Genomic DNA, 18,570 nt, shown 5'->3' on the forward strand with positions numbered 1-18,570 from the left:
GATACGGCAAGATATCCCGCATGTTGCACAAGGTCAACCGCCAGCCGGGAGTCTGTAGTGGAGATTGAGCGGGTCGAGACCCACGTGGTGAAACTGCGTCCACCGGAGGCGTACCTCGGGGCGCGGCCGGACGGCGGCGACGGCGACTCGTACTATCTCCGGCCCCCGTGGCGCAGCCTCTACTCCGACCGGTTCGAGACGCTGCTGGTCAAACTCACCTGCGTCGACGGCACGTACGGCTGGGGTGAGGCCCTCGCCCCGGTGGCGCCGGAGGTGCCCCAGGCAATCGTCGACCGGCTGCTCAGCCCCGCGCTGATCGGCCAGGACCCGCGCCGGGTACGCCCGCTCTGGGCCCGGCTCACCGGGCTCATGCGGGAACGCGGTCACCTCGTCGGGCACCAGGCCGACGCGCTGGCCGCCGTCGACACCGCCCTGTGGGACCTCGCCGGCAAGGCGTACGGCGCACCGGTGCACGCCCTGCTCGGCGGCGCGTACCGCACCGAGGTGCCGACGTACGTCTCCGGGCTGCCCAAGCCCACCGACGCGGCCCGCGCCGAACTCGCCCGCGACTGGGTCCGCCAGGGGGTACGCGCCATCAAGCTGCACCTCGGCCACGGGGTCGACGCCGACCTCGCCACCTACGACGCGGTCGCCGCCGCCCACCCCGAGCTACGCGTCGCGGTCGATGCGCACTGGGCCTACGACAGCGCGGACGCCCTGCGCCTGGGTCGGGCCCTGGACGAACGGCGGGCCTGGTTCCTGGAGGCTCCGCTGGTTCCCGAGGACGTCGACGGCCACCGGGAACTGGCCGCGGCGATCGCCACCCCGGTCGCCATCGGCGAGGCGCTGCGCAACCGGTACGAGTTCCGGACCTGGCTCGCCGCCCGCGCGGTCGACCTGTGCCAACCGGACGTGGCCCGGACCGGGATCACCGAGGCGATGGCGGTCGCGGAACTCGCCGCGGCCCACCACGTACCGGTCGCTCCGCACCATTCGGTCGGCCTCGGGGTCGCGGTCGCCGCCGGCTTGCACCTCGCCGCCGCCGTCGAGGCGATGCCGGCGTTCGAGTTCCAGCCGGGAACCATGGCCGTCGCCAGCCGCATCCTCACCGCGCCGCTGCCCGGTGGCCCGGTCTCCTTCCCACTCCCCGACACCCCCGGCCTCGGTGTGGACGTCGACCTATCTCTCCTGGAGGACATGTGACCCGATCGTCCGAGGTACGCGGCCTGATCCCGGTGCTCGCCACCCCGTTCGCCGACAACGGTGAGCTCGACCTCGACTCGTTGCGCCGGCTGGTCGAGTTCCAGGTCGCGACCGGCGTCGACGGGGTCGCGCTGTTCGGTTTCGCCAGCGAGGGCTTCGCCCTCTCCGACACCGAGCGCGCCCGGATCCTTGACGTCGTGACCAGCGTGGTGAGCCCACACCTCCCGGTGGTCGCCGGGGTGGCGGCCACCGGTACCGCCGAGGCCGTCGAGCAGGCGCGCCGCGCCGCGGACCGTGGGGCGAGCACCGTGATGGTGGTACCGCCCTTCATGGTGAAGCCCAGCGCCGCGCAGGTGGTCGACTTCTACGGCGCGGTCGCCCGGGACGGCGGCCTGCCGGTGATGGTGCAGGACGCCCCGGGAAGCACCGGAGTGACCATGCCGGTGCCGCTGATCGCGGAGGTGTCCAAGCTGGACGGCGTCGCCTCGGTCAAGGTGGAAGCCCCGCCGACCGCGCCCAAGATCGGGGCGGTGGTCGAGGCCGTCGCCCCGGACCTCCTGGTGCTCGGCGGGCAGAACGCGCTGTTCCTGCTGGAGGAGTACCGCCTCGGCGCCGTCGGCACCATGCCCGCCTGCGAGTTCCCGGACCTGCTGCGGCCGGTGCTGGAGACCTGGGCGGCGGGCGAGGTCCGGTCCGCCCGCGCCGCGTTCAACCGGCTGCTCCCGCTCATCCGGTTCGGCCTGCAACCGGGAATCGCCTGGTCGGTCCACAAGCACGTCCTGGTCCGTCGCGGCATCATCGACTCCCCGGCGGTCCGGCCACCAGCGGTGGACGCCACCCCGGGCACCCTGGCCGCGCTCGCCGACATCCTCGACGACCTGGGGCTCCGGTGACCCGGGGAGTCCTGGTCGTCGGCTCCGGCTCGCCGATCGGCCGGGCGATCGGCCGCGCCTTCGCCGACGCCGGGGACACCGTGGTGGGTGCCGCGTTGGAGCAGGTCGACGACTCCCCGTACGCGGCGGACCTGGTCGGGGACTGCGCAACCGCGACCGGAGCCGAGGCCGCGGTAGGCGTCACCGTCGAGCTGGCCGGCCGGCTCGACGTGGTGGTACTCGCGGCGGCCGCCATGCCGGTGGCGCCGATCACCGCGACCACCGATGCGCAGTGGCGCTCGGCGCTCGACGCCACGCTCGGCACGGCGTTCGCGGTCAGCCGCGCGGCGCTGCCGCTGCTGGCGGCGACCGCCCGGCCCGACCGCCCTCGGCTGGCCGGCCCCGCCATCGTCGCGGTGAGCTCGGTCAACGCCACCCTCGCCGCACCCGGCCTGCCCGGGTACGCGACCGCCAAGGCCGGGCTGGAGGGGCTCGTCCGCCAACTCGCCCTGGAATACGGCCCGGTGGGCGTACGGGTCAACGCCGTAGCGCCCGGCCTGATCGGCGGCGACGGGATTCCCGACGCGTCGGCGGGCTACCCGCTGGGACGTACCGGCACGCCGGAGGAGGTGGCGGCGGCGGTGTTCTTCCTCGCCGGCGCGGGCTTCGTCACGGGCGCGGTGCTGCCGGTGGACGGCGGCCTCACGATCGCCTCCCCCGCCGCCTTCCTCCGGCCGGACCTGCGGGCCAGATGGCTGGCACCCGGCGGAGCGCCGTAGGGCTGGCACCGCACCCGACGCCGGACCTCCGCCCGGTCTTGGACACGACGAGCGGGAAACATGGTGGGCCCAGAACCCGACGCCTGGACGCCGTGCCCAGCCCTCGGCCAGGTCAGCCGCCGCCGTCGCTGGTGACCTTGACGGCGGCACCGAGGGTCGGTGCCGCCGTCCTGGCGAGTTCGCCGGCACGGTCCAGATCCGCGCTGTTCGCCACGACGATGCTCACCGCCGATCCTGTCGCACGATCGCGTCGCAGCGTCGCGCCGACGACGCGGTACCGAGCGACCACCGCGTCGTACGCGGCGATCGCCTCGGCGGGGAAACCGTCGTTGAAGTCGGTCTCGACCCGGAGCGAGGGCCGCACGCCACGCTCGGTGCTGACCTCTAGCGAGGTCACTTTCGAGAGTGGCTGGTGCTGGTCGCCGTCGGCCATCATGTCCTTGAACAGCGCCATCGCCCCGGCGGAATCGACCGCGGTGACCTTGATCTCCCAGCGGTCGGTCTTCTCTTTCCAGGGCGCATCCTTGATGTCGCCGGTCACCACCCGGTGGTCGTCCGTCAGTGAGTGCCACAGCGCCAGTGCCTTGCCGGCGCGGGTCTTGTCCGCGACAACGGTGAAGGTGATGCCGTCCGCCGTGATCCGGCCGGTGGTGTTGTCGTGACCGGCGACGTACTCCCTCAGCTTGTTCGCCAGCTCGGTCACCCGGTCGGCCGAGGTGCCGTCCTTGAGGATCAACACGCCGCTCGCCGTTCCGAGGAAGGGCAGCGTGTTGTTGTCGGTGGTGTGGATTTCGGCGACGTCCGGCGTGCCGGCCCAGTCGTCCTCGAAATCCGCGGCGAGTGCCGAGCCCTTGTCGATGGCGCAGCCGGTCAACAAGGTCAGGCCCAGCGCGAACGCGATGATCGACACCGGCCACCGCAGGCCGTTTCTTCCCAATGTCGTCTCCTTCAAGGGGTAACCGGCCGGGGCCGATCAGGCCGAGACCTGGCCTGCAGGGGTCGCGACCATCTGAAGCCTGCGGTGGTGTTCGCCGACGGTAAGCAGGTTAGCCTCCTTGATCAAGGCGAGGGCGCACCGGGGGCCTGATCGCCAGCTTCTCCCGCGGCACATGGTCGGCGCCGTCGTGGCCCTGCGCCGGCGGTCGGCCAGGGCCTGACCGGGTGCTGCCGAGTGGGCCCTCGCTCGGTCACGCTCCGGAGCTGCCGCACACTATGCCGACGACCCGACGGGAGGGTGCTGTGACAGTCCGCGGAACAGGCCGGCCGGTGATCCGACCGGAGCTCGCCGAGGAGCACGACGGCCGGGCCGGAGGGCCACGACATCGCCACCACCGTCCACGACCACGGAACCCGACCGTGGTCGACCGCGTCCGACGGGTCATGGCGATCGGCCGTACGGCAACCCGGATCGGGGTGGTGGTTGCGCTCGCCGTCACGATGCTGGGAGTCGATCCCGCGACGTCCGGCGCCTGCGCCTGCGGGGCGTTCGTCGCCAACGACAAGCTGCGTGCGCAGCAGGAGACCGCGCTGGTGGAGCTGACCGGCCGCACCGAGTCGATCACCCTCTCGGTACAGGCGCGTTCCGAGGCGACCCAGGCGGCGTTCCTGATGCCGGTTCCCGCCCGCGCCCGGTTCGAGGTGGCCAACGGGGAACTGTTCAGCGAGCTCGACCGGATCAGCCGCCCGGACGTCGAGGTGCGGCGCGTGCGGGTGGACGGTGACGGCGCGGGTGCACCCCCGCGGTCCGATCGCGGCGCCACCGTCGTCGACCACATCGAGATCGGGCCCTACGAGGTCGCCCAACTCGCCGGCACCGACGCCACCGCCGTGGCGCGCTGGCTGGGCGACAACGAATTCACCCTGCCCGCCGCCCTCGAAGGCGCGCTCGGACCGTACCTCGCGGAGGGTTGGCTCGTCGTCGCGGTGCGCCTGGCCCCGACCTCCGGCAGCCTCTCCGCCGGACTGCCGCCGATGCGGCTGGAGTTCGAGACCGACACTCCGGTCTACCCGATGCGACTGTCGGCCACGGCCGAGGGCAGTCAGCCGCTGCGCCTGTACGTGCTGGCCGACCACCGGATGGATATCAGCAATCCGGCGCCCAGCGGCAAGGCGCCCGATCTGACGTTCGCGGGCGAGGTGAAGCCGGACCCGCAATATCCGACGCTGTCCGCGGCGTTGGTCGGCCCGCGTTTCCTGACCCGCTACGACGGGGAGTTCAGGCCGGCGCAGATCACCGACGACATCCGCCTCACCCGCTCCGCGACCGATGAGCCCCACCGCGCGGTCGTGATCGTCAAGGAGTACGTCCGCTCGCCGTGGCCGATGCCCGCGGTGCCGCTGATCCTGCTGGGCTCGGCGCTGGTCGCCATCGCCATCGCCGTCGTGGTCGTACGCCGGCGGTCGGCCAGGGCCTGACGGCGTGCTCCTTGCTGGGGCTCACCCGATCACGCTCCGGAGTTGACGCACACTGTGCCGACGACCCGACGGGAGAGTGCTGGGACAGTCCGCGGAACCGCCGGCCGGTGACTCGCCGCTACGCCCCTGAGCATCCCTTACCCGCAGTACGGGAAGGTCGACGTGTCGCCAGTGGACACGCCTGCGGTGCGACGGCAAAAACGATTTGACGGCGACGATAGTCTGATCCTCCGTACTTTCGGCGGACCGCGAGTCGCGAGGGGGCCCCCTGCCCTCTCCAGACTCAGGAGCCGCAATGCGCCGGGCGCCCGCCCTCTCCTTTCTCCTCGTCACTGTCTTCCTCGACATGCTCGGGCTCGGCCTGATCGTGCCGATCGTGCCGGCCCTGATGACGGCCGTCACCGAGGACGCCGCCGCCGCGGTCTTCTGGTCCGGCCTGCTCGGCTCGATCTACGGCCTGCTGCAGTTCGCCGTCTCGCCGCTGCTCGGTCGGCTCTCCGACCGGTACGGCCGACGGCCCGTCCTGCTCGCGTCGCTGGCCTGCCTCGGCCTCGACTGGCTGGCCCATGCGATGTCACCCAGCCCCTGGACGCTCCTGGTGTTCCACGCCCTCGCCGGTGCGTGCGCGGGAACGAACACCGTGGTCAACGCGTACATCGCGGACGTCACGGAGCCCGGGTCGCGGGCTCGCGCGTACGGGTTGATCGGCTCCGCGTTCGGGCTCGGCTTCGTCGCCGGCCCGACCATCGGCGGCCTGCTCGGCGCCGTCGACGTACGCCTGCCGTTCTTCGCCGCGGCCGCGCTGTCCTTCGCCAACGTCGCGTACGGCTGGTTCGTCCTGCCCGAGTCGCGGCCCGGTGACCGGACCACCCCGCTCACCCTGCGGCTGGCGAACCCGGCCGGCGCGGTCGCCGTCGTCCTGGGCCGGCCGGTGCTCGGACGGCTCGGGTACGCCCGCTTCTGCGCCGATGTCGCCCGCATGACCCACCAGTCGATCTGGACGTTCTTCCTCACGTACCAGTTCGCTTGGAGCACCACGCACGTCGGCGTCGTGATGGCGGCGGGCGCGTTCGCCGGCGCGGTCTTCCAGGCGCGGGCCGTCGGTCCGGTCGTCCGACGGCTCGGCGACAAGCGTGCCGCGGTGGCCGGCAGCCTGCTCGGCGTCGCGTCGCTGGCAGGTACGGCGTTCGTGTCCGTGCCGTGGATGCTCTACGTCCTACAGGCGGTCGGCGTGCTCGGCTCGGTCGGCGGTGCGGCCGCGCGATCGTGGATCTCCCGCAACGTCCGGGCCGACGAACAGGGGACCGTGCAGGGCGCGCTGACCGGGATCGGCGCCATTGCCGAGACCGTGGTGCCGGTTGCGGCTGGCACGGCGTTCGGGTGGTCGCTGACGTACGCATCACCAGGTCTGGTCTTCGTCGGTGCGGCCGCTTTCGCGGCCGTGTCGACGCTGCTGCTCGCCGCTACGCCCGACACCCGGACGGCGCCGATCGGCTAATGCCGGTGCGGTCGTCTGGGCATGCACAGGACTCCGAGGGTTTCCTGCGCCGCCCGGACGACCGCGCCTCAACTCGTGGCGCGACTCCACCGACGTGCGGCGGCTGTGAGCGTCGTGCCGGACCTTCGGCGTGGACGCGACGAGTTCGACGAGGGGCGTCTATGCTGCCTCGCACGCCGGGCACGTGCTGCGGGGCGCCGAGCACGAGGACCGAAGGGACACCGGTGACACATCCACGCCAGCGAGCTGGAGCGAACGGGCAGCGTGCGCTGTCCGGAGAGCTGGGGACGGCATGAGCGGACTCGGGAGGTGGAGCCTCGGTATCGGGATCGGGCTCCTGGTCGTGGCCGTACTGTGCTCGGTGCTGACCCTGGTCCCGGTCGCGGTGATCACCGGCATCCTGGGCCTGGTCGCGCTCGGCATCGCCGGGTACGACGCGGTCTACTACTGGCTGGACCGGGTCGGCCAGCGCCGTCGGGAAGCCAGGGCCCGGGAACGCCAGGCCCGCGAGGGCCGCTGAACCGGAGAGCCGGAGAACCGGAGGCCGTTCCCGCACAGGAACGCCAGACCCCGAACCGAGTTCGGCACCCTACAGGTGTCCACGAGGTCTCCGGTTCAGGTTCCGCGTGGTCGCTGAACCCACACCGGAGACCTCGCTACATCACGACCTCCGAGATGCGAAGACTGGTCGAATCCCGGGACCCATTCGTCGCCCGCTCCGGCGCCTCAGTACGTGTAGAAGTACCAACCGATGTCGTAAAAGCAGCCGTGCGTGCGTTGTCCGGTCGCGGCCACCGCGTACTTCCAGTAGTTGCAGGTTCCCTCATCGGCGTAAGGGCCGTAGTAGGTAGCCGATTCCGTGGCCCGTACGGGGGCGACGGAGAGTAGCAGTGTCGCGAGGGTGGCGGCCGCCGTCATAGCGATCCCCCTGGTGATGTGTCGTTTCATGCGACCGGTCCTTCCCGTCGAATCGTCGTGGTACGGCTGGCTGCCCGAGTACGAACCAGTGTTTGCAGCCACCGTTCGCCTTACGGAGAAAGCGACGCTAGCTGCGCCTCCCAACGCTCGCCTCATCCACGTGCGCACGCTACAACCGCGTGGTTTCAACCCGGCTTCATCCGATTAGGGAAAGCAATCCTGCCCCGACGTCCGGCCACGCCCCGGCATGTCTGCGCCAGCCGGAGGGACGTGGCCCCCTCCGGACCGTCGGCGGCCGGCCCGGATGAAGGTCTCGACCCGGGCTTACCCCGCGCCCCTGTCGGGGGTGCTGCCCGGATCCTTTGCGGTATGTCCAGTATTCGGACAAAAACTCGCTATCGTCGGTTGGGTGGATGTTCGGGGCTGAGGCGGCGGGAGGGGGACGGGCGATGTCGCGGGAGCGGGTCGGTGACCGTGTCATCGGGGCGGTCGGTGCCGCCGCGGGTACCGCCGCGGATCCCAGGGCCGGGGTGGGGCAGCTCCGCGGCCGGGTGGCCCGGCCGGCTGCGGTCGGGATCGCGGTCGCCCTGGTCGTCGGTTATCTGCTCGGCCGCCGCCGTCGCTGAACCAGTTCGGCCGGCCGGATACGGGGGACCAGTCATGCAGGAGATTGTCGGAGAGGTCGTTGCCCGCCGCCTGGTCGAGTGGGGCGTCGACACGATCTTCGGGCTGCCCGGCGACGGGATCAACGGCCTGATGGAAGGCTTCCGTCGACAGCGGGAGCGGCTGCGGTTCGTACTGGTCCACCACGAGGAGGCCGCGGCCTTCATGGCCACCGGGTACGCCAAGGCGACCGGGCGGCTCGGCGTCTGCGCCGCCACCTCTGGCCCAGGAGCGATCCACCTGCTCAACGGGTTGTACGACGCGAAACTCGACCACGTCCCGGTACTGGCCCTCACCGGCATGTCGGAGACCTCGGTCATCGGCTCCCAATACCAGCAGGAGGTGCACACCGACCTGCTCTTTCAGGACGTCGCCGGCTACAACGTGGTGGTCATGAACCCGCAGCAGGTGCCGGGTGTGGTCGACATCGCCGTCCGCACCGCCCTGGCCAGGCACACGGTGGCGCACCTGACCTTTCCGAACGACGTGCAGGTGGCGGCGGCCGCGGCCGACCCGTACCGGCATGTCAGCCCGGGAGCCCCGCCACGCAGCAGCCCGTCGGTCGCCCGTCCTCCGGTGCCGGCCGTGCAGGAGGAACTGGAGCGGGCCGCCGAGGTGCTCAACGCCGGCCGCAAGGTCGCGATACTGGTCGGCGTCGGCGCCCGGAACGCCCGCGACGAGGTGTTGGCCGCCGCCGACCGCCTGGCCGCGCCGATCGTCAAGACGCTCCCCGGCAAGCAGGTCGTTCCCGACGAGCATCCGCTCGCCACCGGCGGTCTCGGGCTGTTGGGCACGAAGCCGAGCGAGGAACTGATGGAGGAGTGCGACACCCTCCTGATGGTCGGAACGAACTTCCCGTACGCCAGTTACCTGCCCTCTCCCGGGCAGGCGAAGGTGGTCCAGATCGACCGGGACACCGACCAGATCGGCATGCGGCTGCCGGTAGCGGCGGCGGTCACCGCCGACGCCGGGCTGGCGCTCAAGCAGCTCGTACCGATGCTGCGACCGGCCTCGGACCGCTCCTTCCTCGGCAAGTACCAGCGGGCCCGCGACGAGTGGCAGGCAGACATGAAGTCGCTCTGCGACCCGAGCCGGCACCCGATCGCCCCGCAGTACGTGGTCGGCTGCCTGGACGAGATGGCCGCCGACGACGCGATTCTCACCTGCGACTCCGGCACCATCGCCACCTGGTCGGCACGGCACTGGACGATCCGGGGCGGCCGGGAGTACTACCTCTCCGGCAACCTCGCCACGATGGCGTGCGGCCTGCCGTACGCCATCGCCATCCAGCGCGCGTACCCCGGTCGGCAGGTGATCGCGTACGTCGGGGACGGTGGCTTTGCGATGCTGATGGCGGAGTTCCTCACCGCGGTCCGGCACGAACTGCCGATCAAGGTGATCGTCAACAACAACAACGCGTACGGGCAGATCCTCTGGGAGCAGATCGTCCTCGGCTATCCCGAGTACGCCGTCCGGCACCCGCAGCCGGAGCCCGACTTCGCCGCCTGGGCCCAGAGCTGCGGCGGGTACGGTGCCAAGATCACGGAGCCGGGCCGGGTCTCCGCCGCGATCCGGGCGGCCCTGGCCCACCCGGGGCCGGCGCTGTTGGACTGCCAGGTCAACGCCGACGAGCCGCCGATGCCCGGCAAGGTGCGCTACGAGCAGGCGAAGGCGTTCACCGAAGCGTTCCTGCGCGGCGAGCCGAACCGGATGGCCAAGCTGGCCACGGTCACCCGCGACAAGATCAACCAGCTTCGGTCATGAGCGAGTGTGGCGAGCGGGTCATCGGGCGCGGCGTGCCGGCTGGCGGCACGGAGCGAACCGGAGTACCGAGATGAGTGCGATACACCTGCCCGACCCGGTCACCCGGGCCCCCGGGCCCGTCGAGGGGATCGACCTGTCGGGGCTCGCGGCCGACCTGCGCGCCGTGGTGGACGGGGAGGTGCGATTCGACGCCGGCTCCCGGGCCGCGTACTCGACCGATGCCTCCAACTACCGCCAGGTCCCGCTCGGGGTGGTGCTGCCACGTACCGTGGAGGCGGCCGTGGCGGCGGTGGCGGTCTGCCGGCGGTACGCGGCCCCGGTGCTGTCCCGTGGCGGCGGTACGAGCCTGATCGGCGAGTGCACCAACGTGGCCGTGGTGCTGGACTGGTCGAAGTACTGCCACCGGGTGCTGGAGGTCGACCAGGAGCGGCGGACCTGCCTGGTCGAGCCGGGCATCGTCCGGGACACCCTCAACGAGCGGCTGGCGTCGTACGGGTTGGAGTTCGGCCCGATGCCGGCTACCCACGACCACTGCACCGTCGGCGGCATGCTCGGCAACAACTCCTGCGGTGCCAGCGCCCAGCGCACCGGCAAAGTGGTCGACAACGTCGTCGAACTGGAGGTGCTGCTCTACGACGGCACCCGGATGTGGGTGGGCGAGACCAGCGACGAGCAGTACGCCGAGATCCAGCGCGGCGGCGGCCGGCGGGCCGAGATCTATCGGCAGCTCCGGGCGCTGCGCGACGAGTACGCCGACGACATCCGCGCCCGCTTCCCGAAGATCCCCCGCCGGGTCTCGGGCTACAACCTCGACAGCCTGCTGCCGGAGAACCGGTTCCACGTCGGCCAGGCGCTGGTCGGCGCGGAGGGAACCCTGGTCACGATCCTGCGTGCCCGGTTGCGTCTGCTGCCCACGATCAAGGCACGGTGTCTGGTCGTGCTCGGCTATCCGGATCTCGCCGCCGCCGCCGACGACGTGCCGCGCGTCCTGCCGTACGACCCGATCGCCCTGGAGGGGATCGACGACAAGCTCATCGACTTCGAGAAGCGCAAGCACCTGCACCCGGCGGCCCTGCACCTGCTGCCACCGGGCGGCGGCTGGCTGATGGTTCAGTTCGGTGCGGACACCGAGCGGGAGGCCGACGAGGCCGCGCAGCGGTTCAGCGCGGAGATCCAGGGCCTGGACGGGCCGATCGTCTTCCGCTTCGAGAAGGAGGCCGACGAGGCGCAGCTCTGGACGGTCCGGGAGGCCGGCCTCGGCGCCACCGCCTGGGTGCCCGGCATGGCCGACACCTATCCCGGTTGGGAAGACTCGGCCGTCCCGCCCGAGCGGCTCGGCGCCTACCTGCGCGACCTCGATCGGCTCTACCAGGAGTTCGGGTTCGAGCAGGCGTCCCGCTACGGGCACTTCGGGCAGGGATGCGTGCACAGCCGGATCCCCTTCGAACCGCGCACCGCCGACGGCGTACGACAGTTCCGGTCCTTCGTGGAGCGCGCAGCGGACCTGGTCGTCTCGTACGGCGGCTCGTTCTCCGGCGAGCACGGGGACGGGCAGGCCACCGGCGAACTGCTGCCCCGGATGTTCGGCGAGCGGGTGGCTCGCGCCTTCGGCCAGTTCAAGGCCATCTTCGATCCGACCGACCGGATGAACCCCGGCAAGGTGACGCCCGCGTACCCGATGGACACCCAGTTACGGCTCGGCGTGGACTACAACCACGGCCCGGTCGACACGGTGTTCCGCTACCCGGAGGACGCCGGCAGCTTCCCCCGGGCGGTACTGCGCTGCGTCGGGGTGGGCAAGTGCCGCCGCGAACACGGCGGGGTGATGTGCCCGTCGTACATGGTGACCCGGGAGGAGGAGCACTCCACCCGGGGCCGGGCGCGGCTGCTCTTCGAGATGCTCGACGGTACCGACCGGGGCGGCACGATCGGCGACGGCTGGCGCTCCACCGCGGTCCGCGACGCCCTCGACCTCTGCCTCGCCTGCAAGGGCTGCAAGTCCGACTGTCCGGTGAACGTCGACATGGCCACCTACAAGGCCGAGTTCCTCTCCCACCACTACGCCGGGCGGCTGCGACCCCGCGCGCACTACTCGATGGGCTGGCTGCCCGCCCTGGCCACGGCCGCGTCGCGGGTGCCCTGGCTGGTCAACAGCCTGACCCACGCGCCTGGCCTGGCCCGGCTGGTCAAGTCGGCGGCGGGCCTGGACCACCGCCGTGAGCTGCCGCTCTTCGCCGAGCAGACGCTCCAGCGCTGGTTCGCCGACCGGACCCCGAGCGGCGACGGGTCGCGGGGCGAGGTGGTGCTCTGGCCGGACACCTTCACCAACCGGTTCCACCCGTCGGTCGGCCGGGCCGCCGTCGAGCTGCTGGAAGCCGCCGGCTGGCGGGTACGCATGCCGGCCGAGACCGTCTGCTGCGGCCTCACCTGGATCTCCACCGGCCAGTTGCACACCGCCAGACGGGTGTTGCGGCGTACGGTGGCCTCGCTGCGGCGTCATCTGCGGGCCGGCGCACTGGTGGTCGGTCTGGAACCCTCCTGCACCGCGGTGTTCCGGGCGGACGCCTTCGACCTGTTTCCCGACGACGAGGACGTGCGCCGGCTCAAGCGGCAGACCGTGACCCTGGCCGAACTGCTCCACGAGCACACCCCCGGCTGGCGGCCGCCCCGGCTCTCCCGGACCGCGTTGATCCAGACCCACTGCCACCAGCACGCCGTGCTCGGCACAACCGCCGAAGAGGCGGTGCTGCGCCAGGCCGGGGTGACGGCGCACTTCCTCGACTCCGGCTGTTGCGGGCTGGCCGGCAACTTCGGCTTCGAACGGGGGCACTACGAGGTCTCCGAGGCCTGCGCCGAACGGGTGCTGCTGCCGGCGGTACGCGCCGCCGAACCGGGCGATGTCATCCTCGCCGACGGGTTCAGCTGCCGTACCCAGATCGCGCAGGGTGCGGCGGACGGGCGCGCCGCGATCCACCTCGCCGAGCTGCTCCGCGCCGGGCTGCGCGGCGACCACGGCGAACCGATGCCGGAACGCCGCTGGGCGCAGCGCCCGGACCAGCCCACCGCGCCGCTGCGGGCGCTGGTCGGCGCGGCGGCCGGGGTCGCGGCGACCGGCGCGCTGATCGGCGCGCTGACCGCGCTGGCCGGCACCCGTGTCCCGGGGCGCGGGCCGGGCGCGTCCGGGACCGGCACCACTCGCCGGCGGTGAGCGGAGTGCGGCTGGTCGCCCGGGCCTACCGGGTGCCGACCGACGCGCCCGAAGCAGACGCCACGCTCACCTGGTCCAGCACCACCCTGGTGCTGGCCGAGGCGAGCGCGGACGGGTTCACCGGGCTCGGCTGGACGTACGGGCCGGCGGCCACCGTCGGTGTCGTCACCGAGTTGCTCGCGCCGGCCGTGGCGCGGATCGACCCGGACGACGTACCGGCCGCCTGGCTGGCGATGCACCGCGAACTGCGCAACGCCGGCCGGCCCGGGATCGGGGCGCTGGCCCTCTCCGCGGCGGACAACGCACTCTGGGACCTCAAGGCCCGCCGGCTGAACCTGCCGCTGGCCCGCCTGCTCGGTACCGTACGGCGTCGGCTGCCGGTCTACGCCAGCGGCGGATTCACCAGCTACGACAGGGAGCGGCAGCACCGGCAGTTGGCTGCCTGGACACGGGAGCAGGGCATCCCCCGGGTGAAGATCAAGATCGGCGGCTCCTGGGGGGCCGAGGAGGAACGCGACCTGGCCCGGATGGCAGCCGCCCGTCGCAGCATCGGCGAGGACGCCGAACTCTACGTCGACGCCAACGGCGGTTACCGGCGCAAGCAGGCGATCCGGGTGCTGCGGGCGGCCGGCGACCTCGACATCCGGTGGTTCGAGGAGCCGGTCAGCTCCGATGACCTGGCCGGGCTGGGCATGGTCCGGGACCGGGTGACCGCCGACGTGGCGGCCGGCGAGTACGGCTACGACCTGGCCTACTTCCAGCGCATGGTGCCGTATGTGGACTGCCAGCAGGTCGATGTGACTCGGTGCGGTGGGATCAGTGAGTTTCTCCGGGCGGCGACGGTGGCCGCAGCGGCCGGACTGGAGGTCTCCGCGCACACCGCGCCGAACCAGCACCTCGCCGTCGCCGCGGCGGTGTCGAACCTACGACATCTGGAGTGGTTCCACGACCACGTCCGCATCGAGGCACTCCTCTTCGACGGCGCGGTGCAGGCACTCGGCGGCGACGCCCCGGTGAACCTGACGGAACCGGGCAACGGGCTGGCGCTGCGGCACACCGACGCCGAGCCGTTGCGGATAGCCTGACGGCCTCTGATCCACCGACCGCCGGATTTCCCCGCCCGTCGGGGTCGGACAAGCCACGCACCCGACGGCGACTTCGGCCAACTCGGTCCATGCCAATACTAATAGACGATCGTTGATATTTCGAACCGTAGGTGTGATACTTGCTGGAAGCGCTCCCACAGTGATCGTCAGCGCCGAGGAACGGAGGATGTACAGTGCGTTCACACAAGCCCGATCAATCCGGTGGGCGATCTCGGTCAGCCGCCCGCAAGCCCCTTCGAGCGCTTGTCGTTGTGCTCAGCATGGTGCTCGGCACGCTGACCTGGACCGGCACGGCTCAAGCTCACGGCACCATCATCAACCCGTCGTCTCGGGCCTACCAGTGCTGGAAGGACTGGGGAAACAACCACACGAACCCGGCCATGCAGCAACAGGACCCCATGTGCTACCAGGCGTTCCAGGCCAACCCTGACACCATGTGGAACTGGATGAGCGCGTTGCGCGACGGCCTCGGTGGACAGTTCCAAGCCCGTACCCCCGACGGACAGCTGTGCAGCAACGCCCTCTCCAGGAACAACAGCCTGAACAACCCCGGATCGTGGAAGGCGACCAACGTCGGCCGCAGCTTCACGGTCCAGCTGTACGACCAGGCCAGCCACGGTGCCGACTACTTCCGGGTCTACGTCACCAAGCAGGGGTTCAACCCAACCACCCAGCGCCTCGGTTGGGGAAACCTCGACTTGATCACGACGACCGGGCGTTACGCGCCGGCGCAGAACATCTCGTTCAACGTCTCGACCTCTGGGCGCACCGGCCACCACATCCTCTTCGTGATCTGGCAGGCATCGCACCTGGACCAGGCCTACATGTGGTGCAGCGACATCAACATCTCCTGATCCGCAGGAACGACAGCCGCGGAACTACTCCGGCCCAGGACATCGTCCTGGGCCGGAGTAGTTCCACCGACGGTGGCCCAGCCGGCCGTGCGGAAAGACCGACCGGCAACCGGGCTGCTAGCGTTCGGCGGCATGTGGACCGAGGCGCTCGTGGCCGGGCGCCCGGCATGGCGGCACACCCCGTCCGGGGTGGTGTTCCGGAAGGTTCCGGGCGGCACGTTCCGGATGGCGCCGCCGACCTCTCTCCCTGGCAAGGCTGCGACGAGTGGCTGCTGCTACTCTCCGCCACCCGGTACGAGCACGCCCAGTTCACCGCGGTACGCCCGGTCGCACCACTGCCACCCCACTGAGAGCTGTCCCCAGCGGATCCAGCTTCTGGCCAGTGCCAGCGTAGAGGCTTGGTCACGACAACCCGGCGAGCAGGTGCCGTGCCCGGGCCCGGTCGTCGGCGCATACATCGTCGAGATCGCCCGGCACCGGTGTGTCCAGGCACAAGCGAAGCATTTCGACGGCCTCGGCGCGCCGGCCCTGCCGGGCCATCAGATCGCCGAGACAGCAGAGGACGACAACCCTGGTGACACCGCCGGTGTCGGCATCCCCGGCGGCCAGCGCGTCCCTGAGCGTGCCCTCCGCCCGCGTCACCTCGCCCCGGTCGAGCAGACGAAGCGCCTTGGCCAGAAGCAAAGGTGCGGGCAGCGGCATGGAAGCATGATGACAGTTCACCGAGCAGTCCTGAGCAACCAGCCGCTGCCGCAGCCTCGACCGCACGACGCCCAGATCGCCACAGATGACGAGGACGTCACGCCTCACCCGCTGCCACGAACGTGACGCCCCCTCCCCTCACTCTCCCCGGACTGGACACCGGTCAGGGTCGCGGTGAGGCCCCAGGTGGCGTACGGCAGCGTGACGGAGCCGCCCAGATCGTCGACCGCCGTGCCCACGTCCGCCAGCACCGCCGCCACCCGGTCTGGCGGCAGACTACTGAGCCCGCCCGAGGTCGACACGAGGTCCAAGAGCTCGTCGCGGGTGTACGAGCGCTTCCAGTCGTACCGCCACAGTTCGGGCTCGCTGAACCCGCCCGCCTCGCGGATCCCGTCCGCAGCCCTGGCGTACAGCGCCTGGTACCCGTCGAGGATCGAGCCGTCGGCAGGGCCGCCGAGGTTGAGCGGTGAGTCAGGGACCACGCGGCGGTACGCCGCGGCGAGGGCGTCCGCCACGGTGGGCGGAAGCTGGTACACGTGCCCGAACGGCGCCAGCACGCCGGCCGGCCGCAGGATCCGTGCCGCCTTCGCCGCACCTGCGATCGGGTCGACCCAGTGCCAGGCCGTACCGGAGACGACCGCGTCGAAGGTGCGCCCGGCCGGCTCCCACGCCTCGAAGGTCGCGACCTCGACCTTGAGGCCGGTCCCGCGCGCGAAGCCGGCCATCCGGGGATCGGCCTCGACACCGAGCACCGCGCGGCCGGCGGCCAGGAACTGGCGGGCTTCGATGCCGGTGCCGCAACCGATGTCGAGGAAGTCGGTGCCCGGGCTGAGAGCCACGATCCGCTCGATCATGGCGTCGGGGTACGGGGGCCGGCTCCGGTCGTACCGTTCGGGGTCGACCCCGAACGACTCCGCCATGCGGCGGTGCAGGTGCGGGTTTGGGGTGGGCGAGGACGGTACAGTGGGCATGCGCCCACAGTAGTGGGCGCATGCCCACTACTGCAATCGTGTTCGCTCAGTGAGGGAAGGACGCCCGTTGCCGACCGGCGTAGCATTACAAGATCCACGCCGACAACTCTTCGACGCCGCGGTGCGGGTGCTGGTCCACGACGGTGTCACCGGCCTCACCAGTCGGGCGGTCACCACGGAGGCGGGCGTCGCCAAGGGGGTCCTGCATCGGCACTTCGCCGACTTCGACGCCTTCCTCGCCGAGCTGGTGCTGGAGCGCATCGCTCAGGTCGAGGCCCAGGCCAGTGCCCTGCGGGAGGCAGCCGGGACCGGTAGCGTCGCCGACAACCTGACCCGTGCCCTGATGACCCTCTTCGAGCCGGTCATGGTCGCGATCGTGGTCCTCGTCATCGCCCGGGACGAACTGCGCACGCGGCTGCGTGCGGCCGGCACCGCCCGGTTTCCGCTCGTCGGCGAGGGCGTGGCCATGATCGCCGGGTACCTGACGGCCGAGCGGGACCATGGCCGGATCGCCTCCGACACCGACATCGACACCCTCGCACCCACCCTGATCGGCACCGCGCACCTGCTCTTCACCGAGCAGCCGGGCAGCCCACCGGAGCCCGCGGCCGTCCGCAAGGTCGTGACCACGGTCCTGGCCAGCGCCATACGGTGACTGCCGCCCCATCCCCGACCCAGGCAGTCAAGGGATTCGCTCATCGACTTCTCGTCACCGGTGGTACGCCCATTTAAAACGACGTGGGGATCGGGGCAGTCCGGAACGTCCGGCAACTGCCGGCGCCCTGCGCCGGTCGCGACACGTCAGGCGCGGCCCGCCGACTTGTTGTCCTGCCGGCCCGTGTCTACTGTGCGGTGATGCTCTCGCGACTGTTGACGGTAACCTTCGATGCGCACGACGCGGCTCGCCTGGCGCAGTTCTGGGCCGGCGTCCTCGGCCGGGAGGTCGTCGAGGAAACCGGCAGTGCGCTCCTGCCCGGCGACGATGCCCAGCTCAGTCTCCGGTTCGTCCCGAGCCGCGCGGAGAGGGTGGGGCTGAACCGCATGCACCTTCACCTGACCAGCACCAGCCTCGCCGACCAGCAGCACAAGGTGGCGACGGCGCTGGGGCTCGGCGCCGGCCACCTCGACGTCGGGCAGCGCCCCGAGGAGGGGCACGTCGTCCTGGCCGACCCCGAGGGCAACGAGTTCTGCGTGATCGAGCCGGGCAACGCCTTCCTTGCCGGTTGCGGCCTGCTCGGGGAGCTCGCCTGCGACGGCACCCGGGAGGTCGGCCTCTTCTGGAGCGAGGCGCTGGGCTGGCCGCTGGTGTGGGACCAGGACCAGGAGACCGCGATCCAGTCACCGAACGGCGGTACGAAGGTCGCGTGGGGAGGCCCGCCCGTGGCCCCGAAAGAGGTGAGGAACCGGCAGCGCTTCGACCTCGCCCCGGCCGGCGGTGACCAGCAGGCGGAGGTCGACCGGCTGGTCTCCCTCGGGGCCACTCGGCTCGAGGTCGACCAGGACGGCGCCGTCGTGCTGGCCGATCCGGACGGCAACGAGTTCTGCGTCAGGGGGAGCTGACCACAGCGCGACCGGGTTGCCCAGGAGGTCAGGGCGGCGCCCGCAGGTGGGCGCCAC

Annotated in this window: 18 protein-coding genes; 14 read left to right on the forward strand and 4 right to left on the reverse strand. The window is 71.3% G+C overall.

What is annotated here, in order from left to right:
• Positions 1-57: 57 nt before the first annotated feature.
• Genes AAH979_RS05875 through AAH979_RS05885 form a run of 3 tightly spaced genes read left to right on the forward strand, consistent with a single transcriptional unit; the run spans position 58 to position 2,854 of the window.
• Positions 58-1,203, forward strand: coding sequence for a mandelate racemase/muconate lactonizing enzyme family protein (locus AAH979_RS05875; protein WP_346256995.1), 1,146 nt, complete (start codon positions 58-60; stop codon positions 1,201-1,203).
• Positions 1,200-2,096 carry a dihydrodipicolinate synthase family protein gene (locus AAH979_RS05880; RefSeq protein ID WP_346256996.1) on the forward strand — a complete coding sequence of 299 codons (897 nt, stop codon included), beginning with the start codon at positions 1,200-1,202 and terminating at the stop codon, positions 2,094-2,096. Before AAH979_RS05875 ends, AAH979_RS05880 begins: the two co-directional genes overlap by 4 nt.
• Positions 2,093-2,854 (forward strand): SDR family oxidoreductase, encoded by a 762-nt coding sequence (locus tag AAH979_RS05885; RefSeq protein ID WP_346256997.1) that lies wholly within the window; start codon positions 2,093-2,095, stop codon positions 2,852-2,854. The genes AAH979_RS05880 and AAH979_RS05885 overlap by 4 nt, the downstream gene beginning before the upstream one ends.
• Positions 2,855-2,966: 112 nt before the next feature.
• Here the strand turns inward: AAH979_RS05885 and AAH979_RS05890 are convergent, their stop codons facing one another.
• Positions 2,967-3,791 carry a hypothetical protein gene (locus AAH979_RS05890; RefSeq protein WP_346256998.1) on the reverse strand — a complete coding sequence of 275 codons (825 nt, stop codon included), beginning with the start codon at positions 3,789-3,791 and terminating at the stop codon, positions 2,967-2,969.
• Between the two features lie 419 nt (positions 3,792-4,210).
• On the opposite strand from AAH979_RS05890, the gene AAH979_RS05895 reads away from it, so the two are divergent.
• The 3 genes from AAH979_RS05895 (at position 4,211) to AAH979_RS05905 (ending at position 7,287) form a co-directional block, all read left to right on the forward strand.
• The gene (locus AAH979_RS05895; RefSeq protein WP_346256999.1) at positions 4,211-5,269 is read left to right on the forward strand and encodes a DUF2330 domain-containing protein; all 1,059 of its coding nucleotides are present in this window, start codon (positions 4,211-4,213) and stop codon (positions 5,267-5,269) included.
• 295 nt (positions 5,270-5,564) lie between these two features.
• A complete protein-coding gene (locus AAH979_RS05900; protein ID WP_346257000.1) occupies positions 5,565-6,767 on the forward strand; it encodes an MFS transporter in 1,203 nt (400 codons plus the stop codon).
• Between the two features lie 292 nt (positions 6,768-7,059).
• Positions 7,060-7,287: a hypothetical protein gene (locus tag AAH979_RS05905; protein ID WP_346257001.1), complete on the forward strand. Its 228-nt coding sequence runs from the start codon at positions 7,060-7,062 to the stop codon at positions 7,285-7,287.
• Between the two features lie 206 nt (positions 7,288-7,493).
• Here AAH979_RS05905 and AAH979_RS05910 read toward each other — a convergent pair whose 3' ends face one another.
• A complete protein-coding gene (locus AAH979_RS05910; RefSeq protein ID WP_346257002.1) occupies positions 7,494-7,715 on the reverse strand; it encodes a hypothetical protein in 222 nt (73 codons plus the stop codon).
• Positions 7,716-8,134: 419 nt separating this feature from the next.
• Here AAH979_RS05910 and AAH979_RS05915 point away from each other — a divergent pair, with 419 nt between their 5' ends.
• The 6 genes from AAH979_RS05915 (at position 8,135) to AAH979_RS05940 (ending at position 15,630) form a co-directional block, all read left to right on the forward strand.
• Positions 8,135-8,311, forward strand: a complete 177-nt coding sequence (locus AAH979_RS05915; protein WP_346257003.1) for a hypothetical protein — start codon at positions 8,135-8,137, stop codon at positions 8,309-8,311.
• 34 nt (positions 8,312-8,345) lie between these two features.
• Positions 8,346-10,112, forward strand: a complete 1,767-nt coding sequence (locus tag AAH979_RS05920; protein ID WP_346257004.1) for a thiamine pyrophosphate-dependent enzyme — start codon at positions 8,346-8,348, stop codon at positions 10,110-10,112.
• A 70-nt stretch (positions 10,113-10,182) separates the two neighbouring features.
• Positions 10,183-13,320: an FAD-linked oxidase C-terminal domain-containing protein gene (locus AAH979_RS05925; RefSeq protein WP_346257005.1), complete on the forward strand. Its 3,138-nt coding sequence runs from the start codon at positions 10,183-10,185 to the stop codon at positions 13,318-13,320.
• Positions 13,317-14,405, forward strand: coding sequence for an enolase C-terminal domain-like protein (locus AAH979_RS05930; protein ID WP_346257006.1), 1,089 nt, complete (start codon positions 13,317-13,319; stop codon positions 14,403-14,405). The genes AAH979_RS05925 and AAH979_RS05930 overlap by 4 nt, the downstream gene beginning before the upstream one ends.
• 281 nt (positions 14,406-14,686) lie before the next feature.
• On the forward strand, positions 14,687-15,280 hold the full coding sequence (locus AAH979_RS05935) for a lytic polysaccharide monooxygenase (protein WP_346257007.1): 594 nt from the start codon (positions 14,687-14,689) through the stop codon (positions 15,278-15,280).
• A gap of 167 nt (positions 15,281-15,447) precedes the next feature.
• The gene (locus AAH979_RS05940) at positions 15,448-15,630 is read left to right on the forward strand and encodes a hypothetical protein (protein WP_346257097.1); all 183 of its coding nucleotides are present in this window, start codon (positions 15,448-15,450) and stop codon (positions 15,628-15,630) included.
• Positions 15,631-15,682: 52 nt separating this feature from the next.
• Here the strand turns inward: AAH979_RS05940 and AAH979_RS05945 are convergent, their stop codons facing one another.
• Together AAH979_RS05945 and AAH979_RS05950 are read right to left on the reverse strand one after the other, a co-directional pair.
• On the reverse strand, positions 15,683-15,982 hold the full coding sequence (locus tag AAH979_RS05945; protein WP_346257008.1) for a hypothetical protein: 300 nt from the start codon (positions 15,980-15,982) through the stop codon (positions 15,683-15,685).
• Positions 15,983-16,086: 104 nt separating this feature from the next.
• A complete protein-coding gene (locus tag AAH979_RS05950; protein ID WP_346257009.1) occupies positions 16,087-16,953 on the reverse strand; it encodes a class I SAM-dependent methyltransferase in 867 nt (288 codons plus the stop codon).
• 67 nt (positions 16,954-17,020) lie between these two features.
• Between AAH979_RS05950 and AAH979_RS05955 the strand changes: the two genes are divergently transcribed.
• Both AAH979_RS05955 and AAH979_RS05960 read left to right on the forward strand, forming a co-directional pair.
• Complete coding sequence (locus AAH979_RS05955; RefSeq protein WP_346257010.1) at positions 17,021-17,608, forward strand: TetR family transcriptional regulator; 588 nt, start codon at positions 17,021-17,023, stop codon at positions 17,606-17,608.
• A gap of 200 nt (positions 17,609-17,808) precedes the next feature.
• Positions 17,809-18,513 carry a VOC family protein gene (locus AAH979_RS05960; protein ID WP_346257011.1) on the forward strand — a complete coding sequence of 235 codons (705 nt, stop codon included), beginning with the start codon at positions 17,809-17,811 and terminating at the stop codon, positions 18,511-18,513.
• Positions 18,514-18,570 lie beyond the last annotated feature (57 nt).

The sequence above is a fragment of the Plantactinospora sp. ZYX-F-223 genome (assembly GCF_039649625.1).
In the GTDB taxonomy this organism is placed as follows: Bacteria; Actinomycetota; Actinomycetes; order Mycobacteriales; family Micromonosporaceae; genus Plantactinospora.

Bases quoted from the DNA above. Each gene is read 5' to 3' on its own strand.
- AAH979_RS05940 (WP_346257097.1), top strand. From the start codon at position 15,448: ATGGCGGCACACCCCGTCCGGGGTGGTGTTCCGGAAGGTTCCGGGCGG.
- AAH979_RS05950 (WP_346257009.1), bottom strand. From the start codon at position 16,953: ATGCCCACTGTACCGTCCTCGCCCACCCCAAACCCGCACCTGCACCGC.
- AAH979_RS05915 (WP_346257003.1), top strand. From the start codon at position 8,135: ATGTCGCGGGAGCGGGTCGGTGACCGTGTCATCGGGGCGGTCGGTGCC.
- AAH979_RS05945 (WP_346257008.1), bottom strand. From the start codon at position 15,982: ATGCCGCTGCCCGCACCTTTGCTTCTGGCCAAGGCGCTTCGTCTGCTC.
- AAH979_RS05900 (WP_346257000.1), top strand. From the start codon at position 5,565: ATGCGCCGGGCGCCCGCCCTCTCCTTTCTCCTCGTCACTGTCTTCCTC.
- AAH979_RS05935 (WP_346257007.1), top strand. From the start codon at position 14,687: ATGGTGCTCGGCACGCTGACCTGGACCGGCACGGCTCAAGCTCACGGC.
- AAH979_RS05920 (WP_346257004.1), top strand. From the start codon at position 8,346: ATGCAGGAGATTGTCGGAGAGGTCGTTGCCCGCCGCCTGGTCGAGTGG.
- AAH979_RS05925 (WP_346257005.1), top strand. From the start codon at position 10,183: ATGAGTGCGATACACCTGCCCGACCCGGTCACCCGGGCCCCCGGGCCC.
- AAH979_RS05960 (WP_346257011.1), top strand. From the start codon at position 17,809: ATGCTCTCGCGACTGTTGACGGTAACCTTCGATGCGCACGACGCGGCT.
- AAH979_RS05910 (WP_346257002.1), bottom strand. From the start codon at position 7,715: ATGAAACGACACATCACCAGGGGGATCGCTATGACGGCGGCCGCCACC.
- AAH979_RS05905 (WP_346257001.1), top strand. From the start codon at position 7,060: ATGAGCGGACTCGGGAGGTGGAGCCTCGGTATCGGGATCGGGCTCCTG.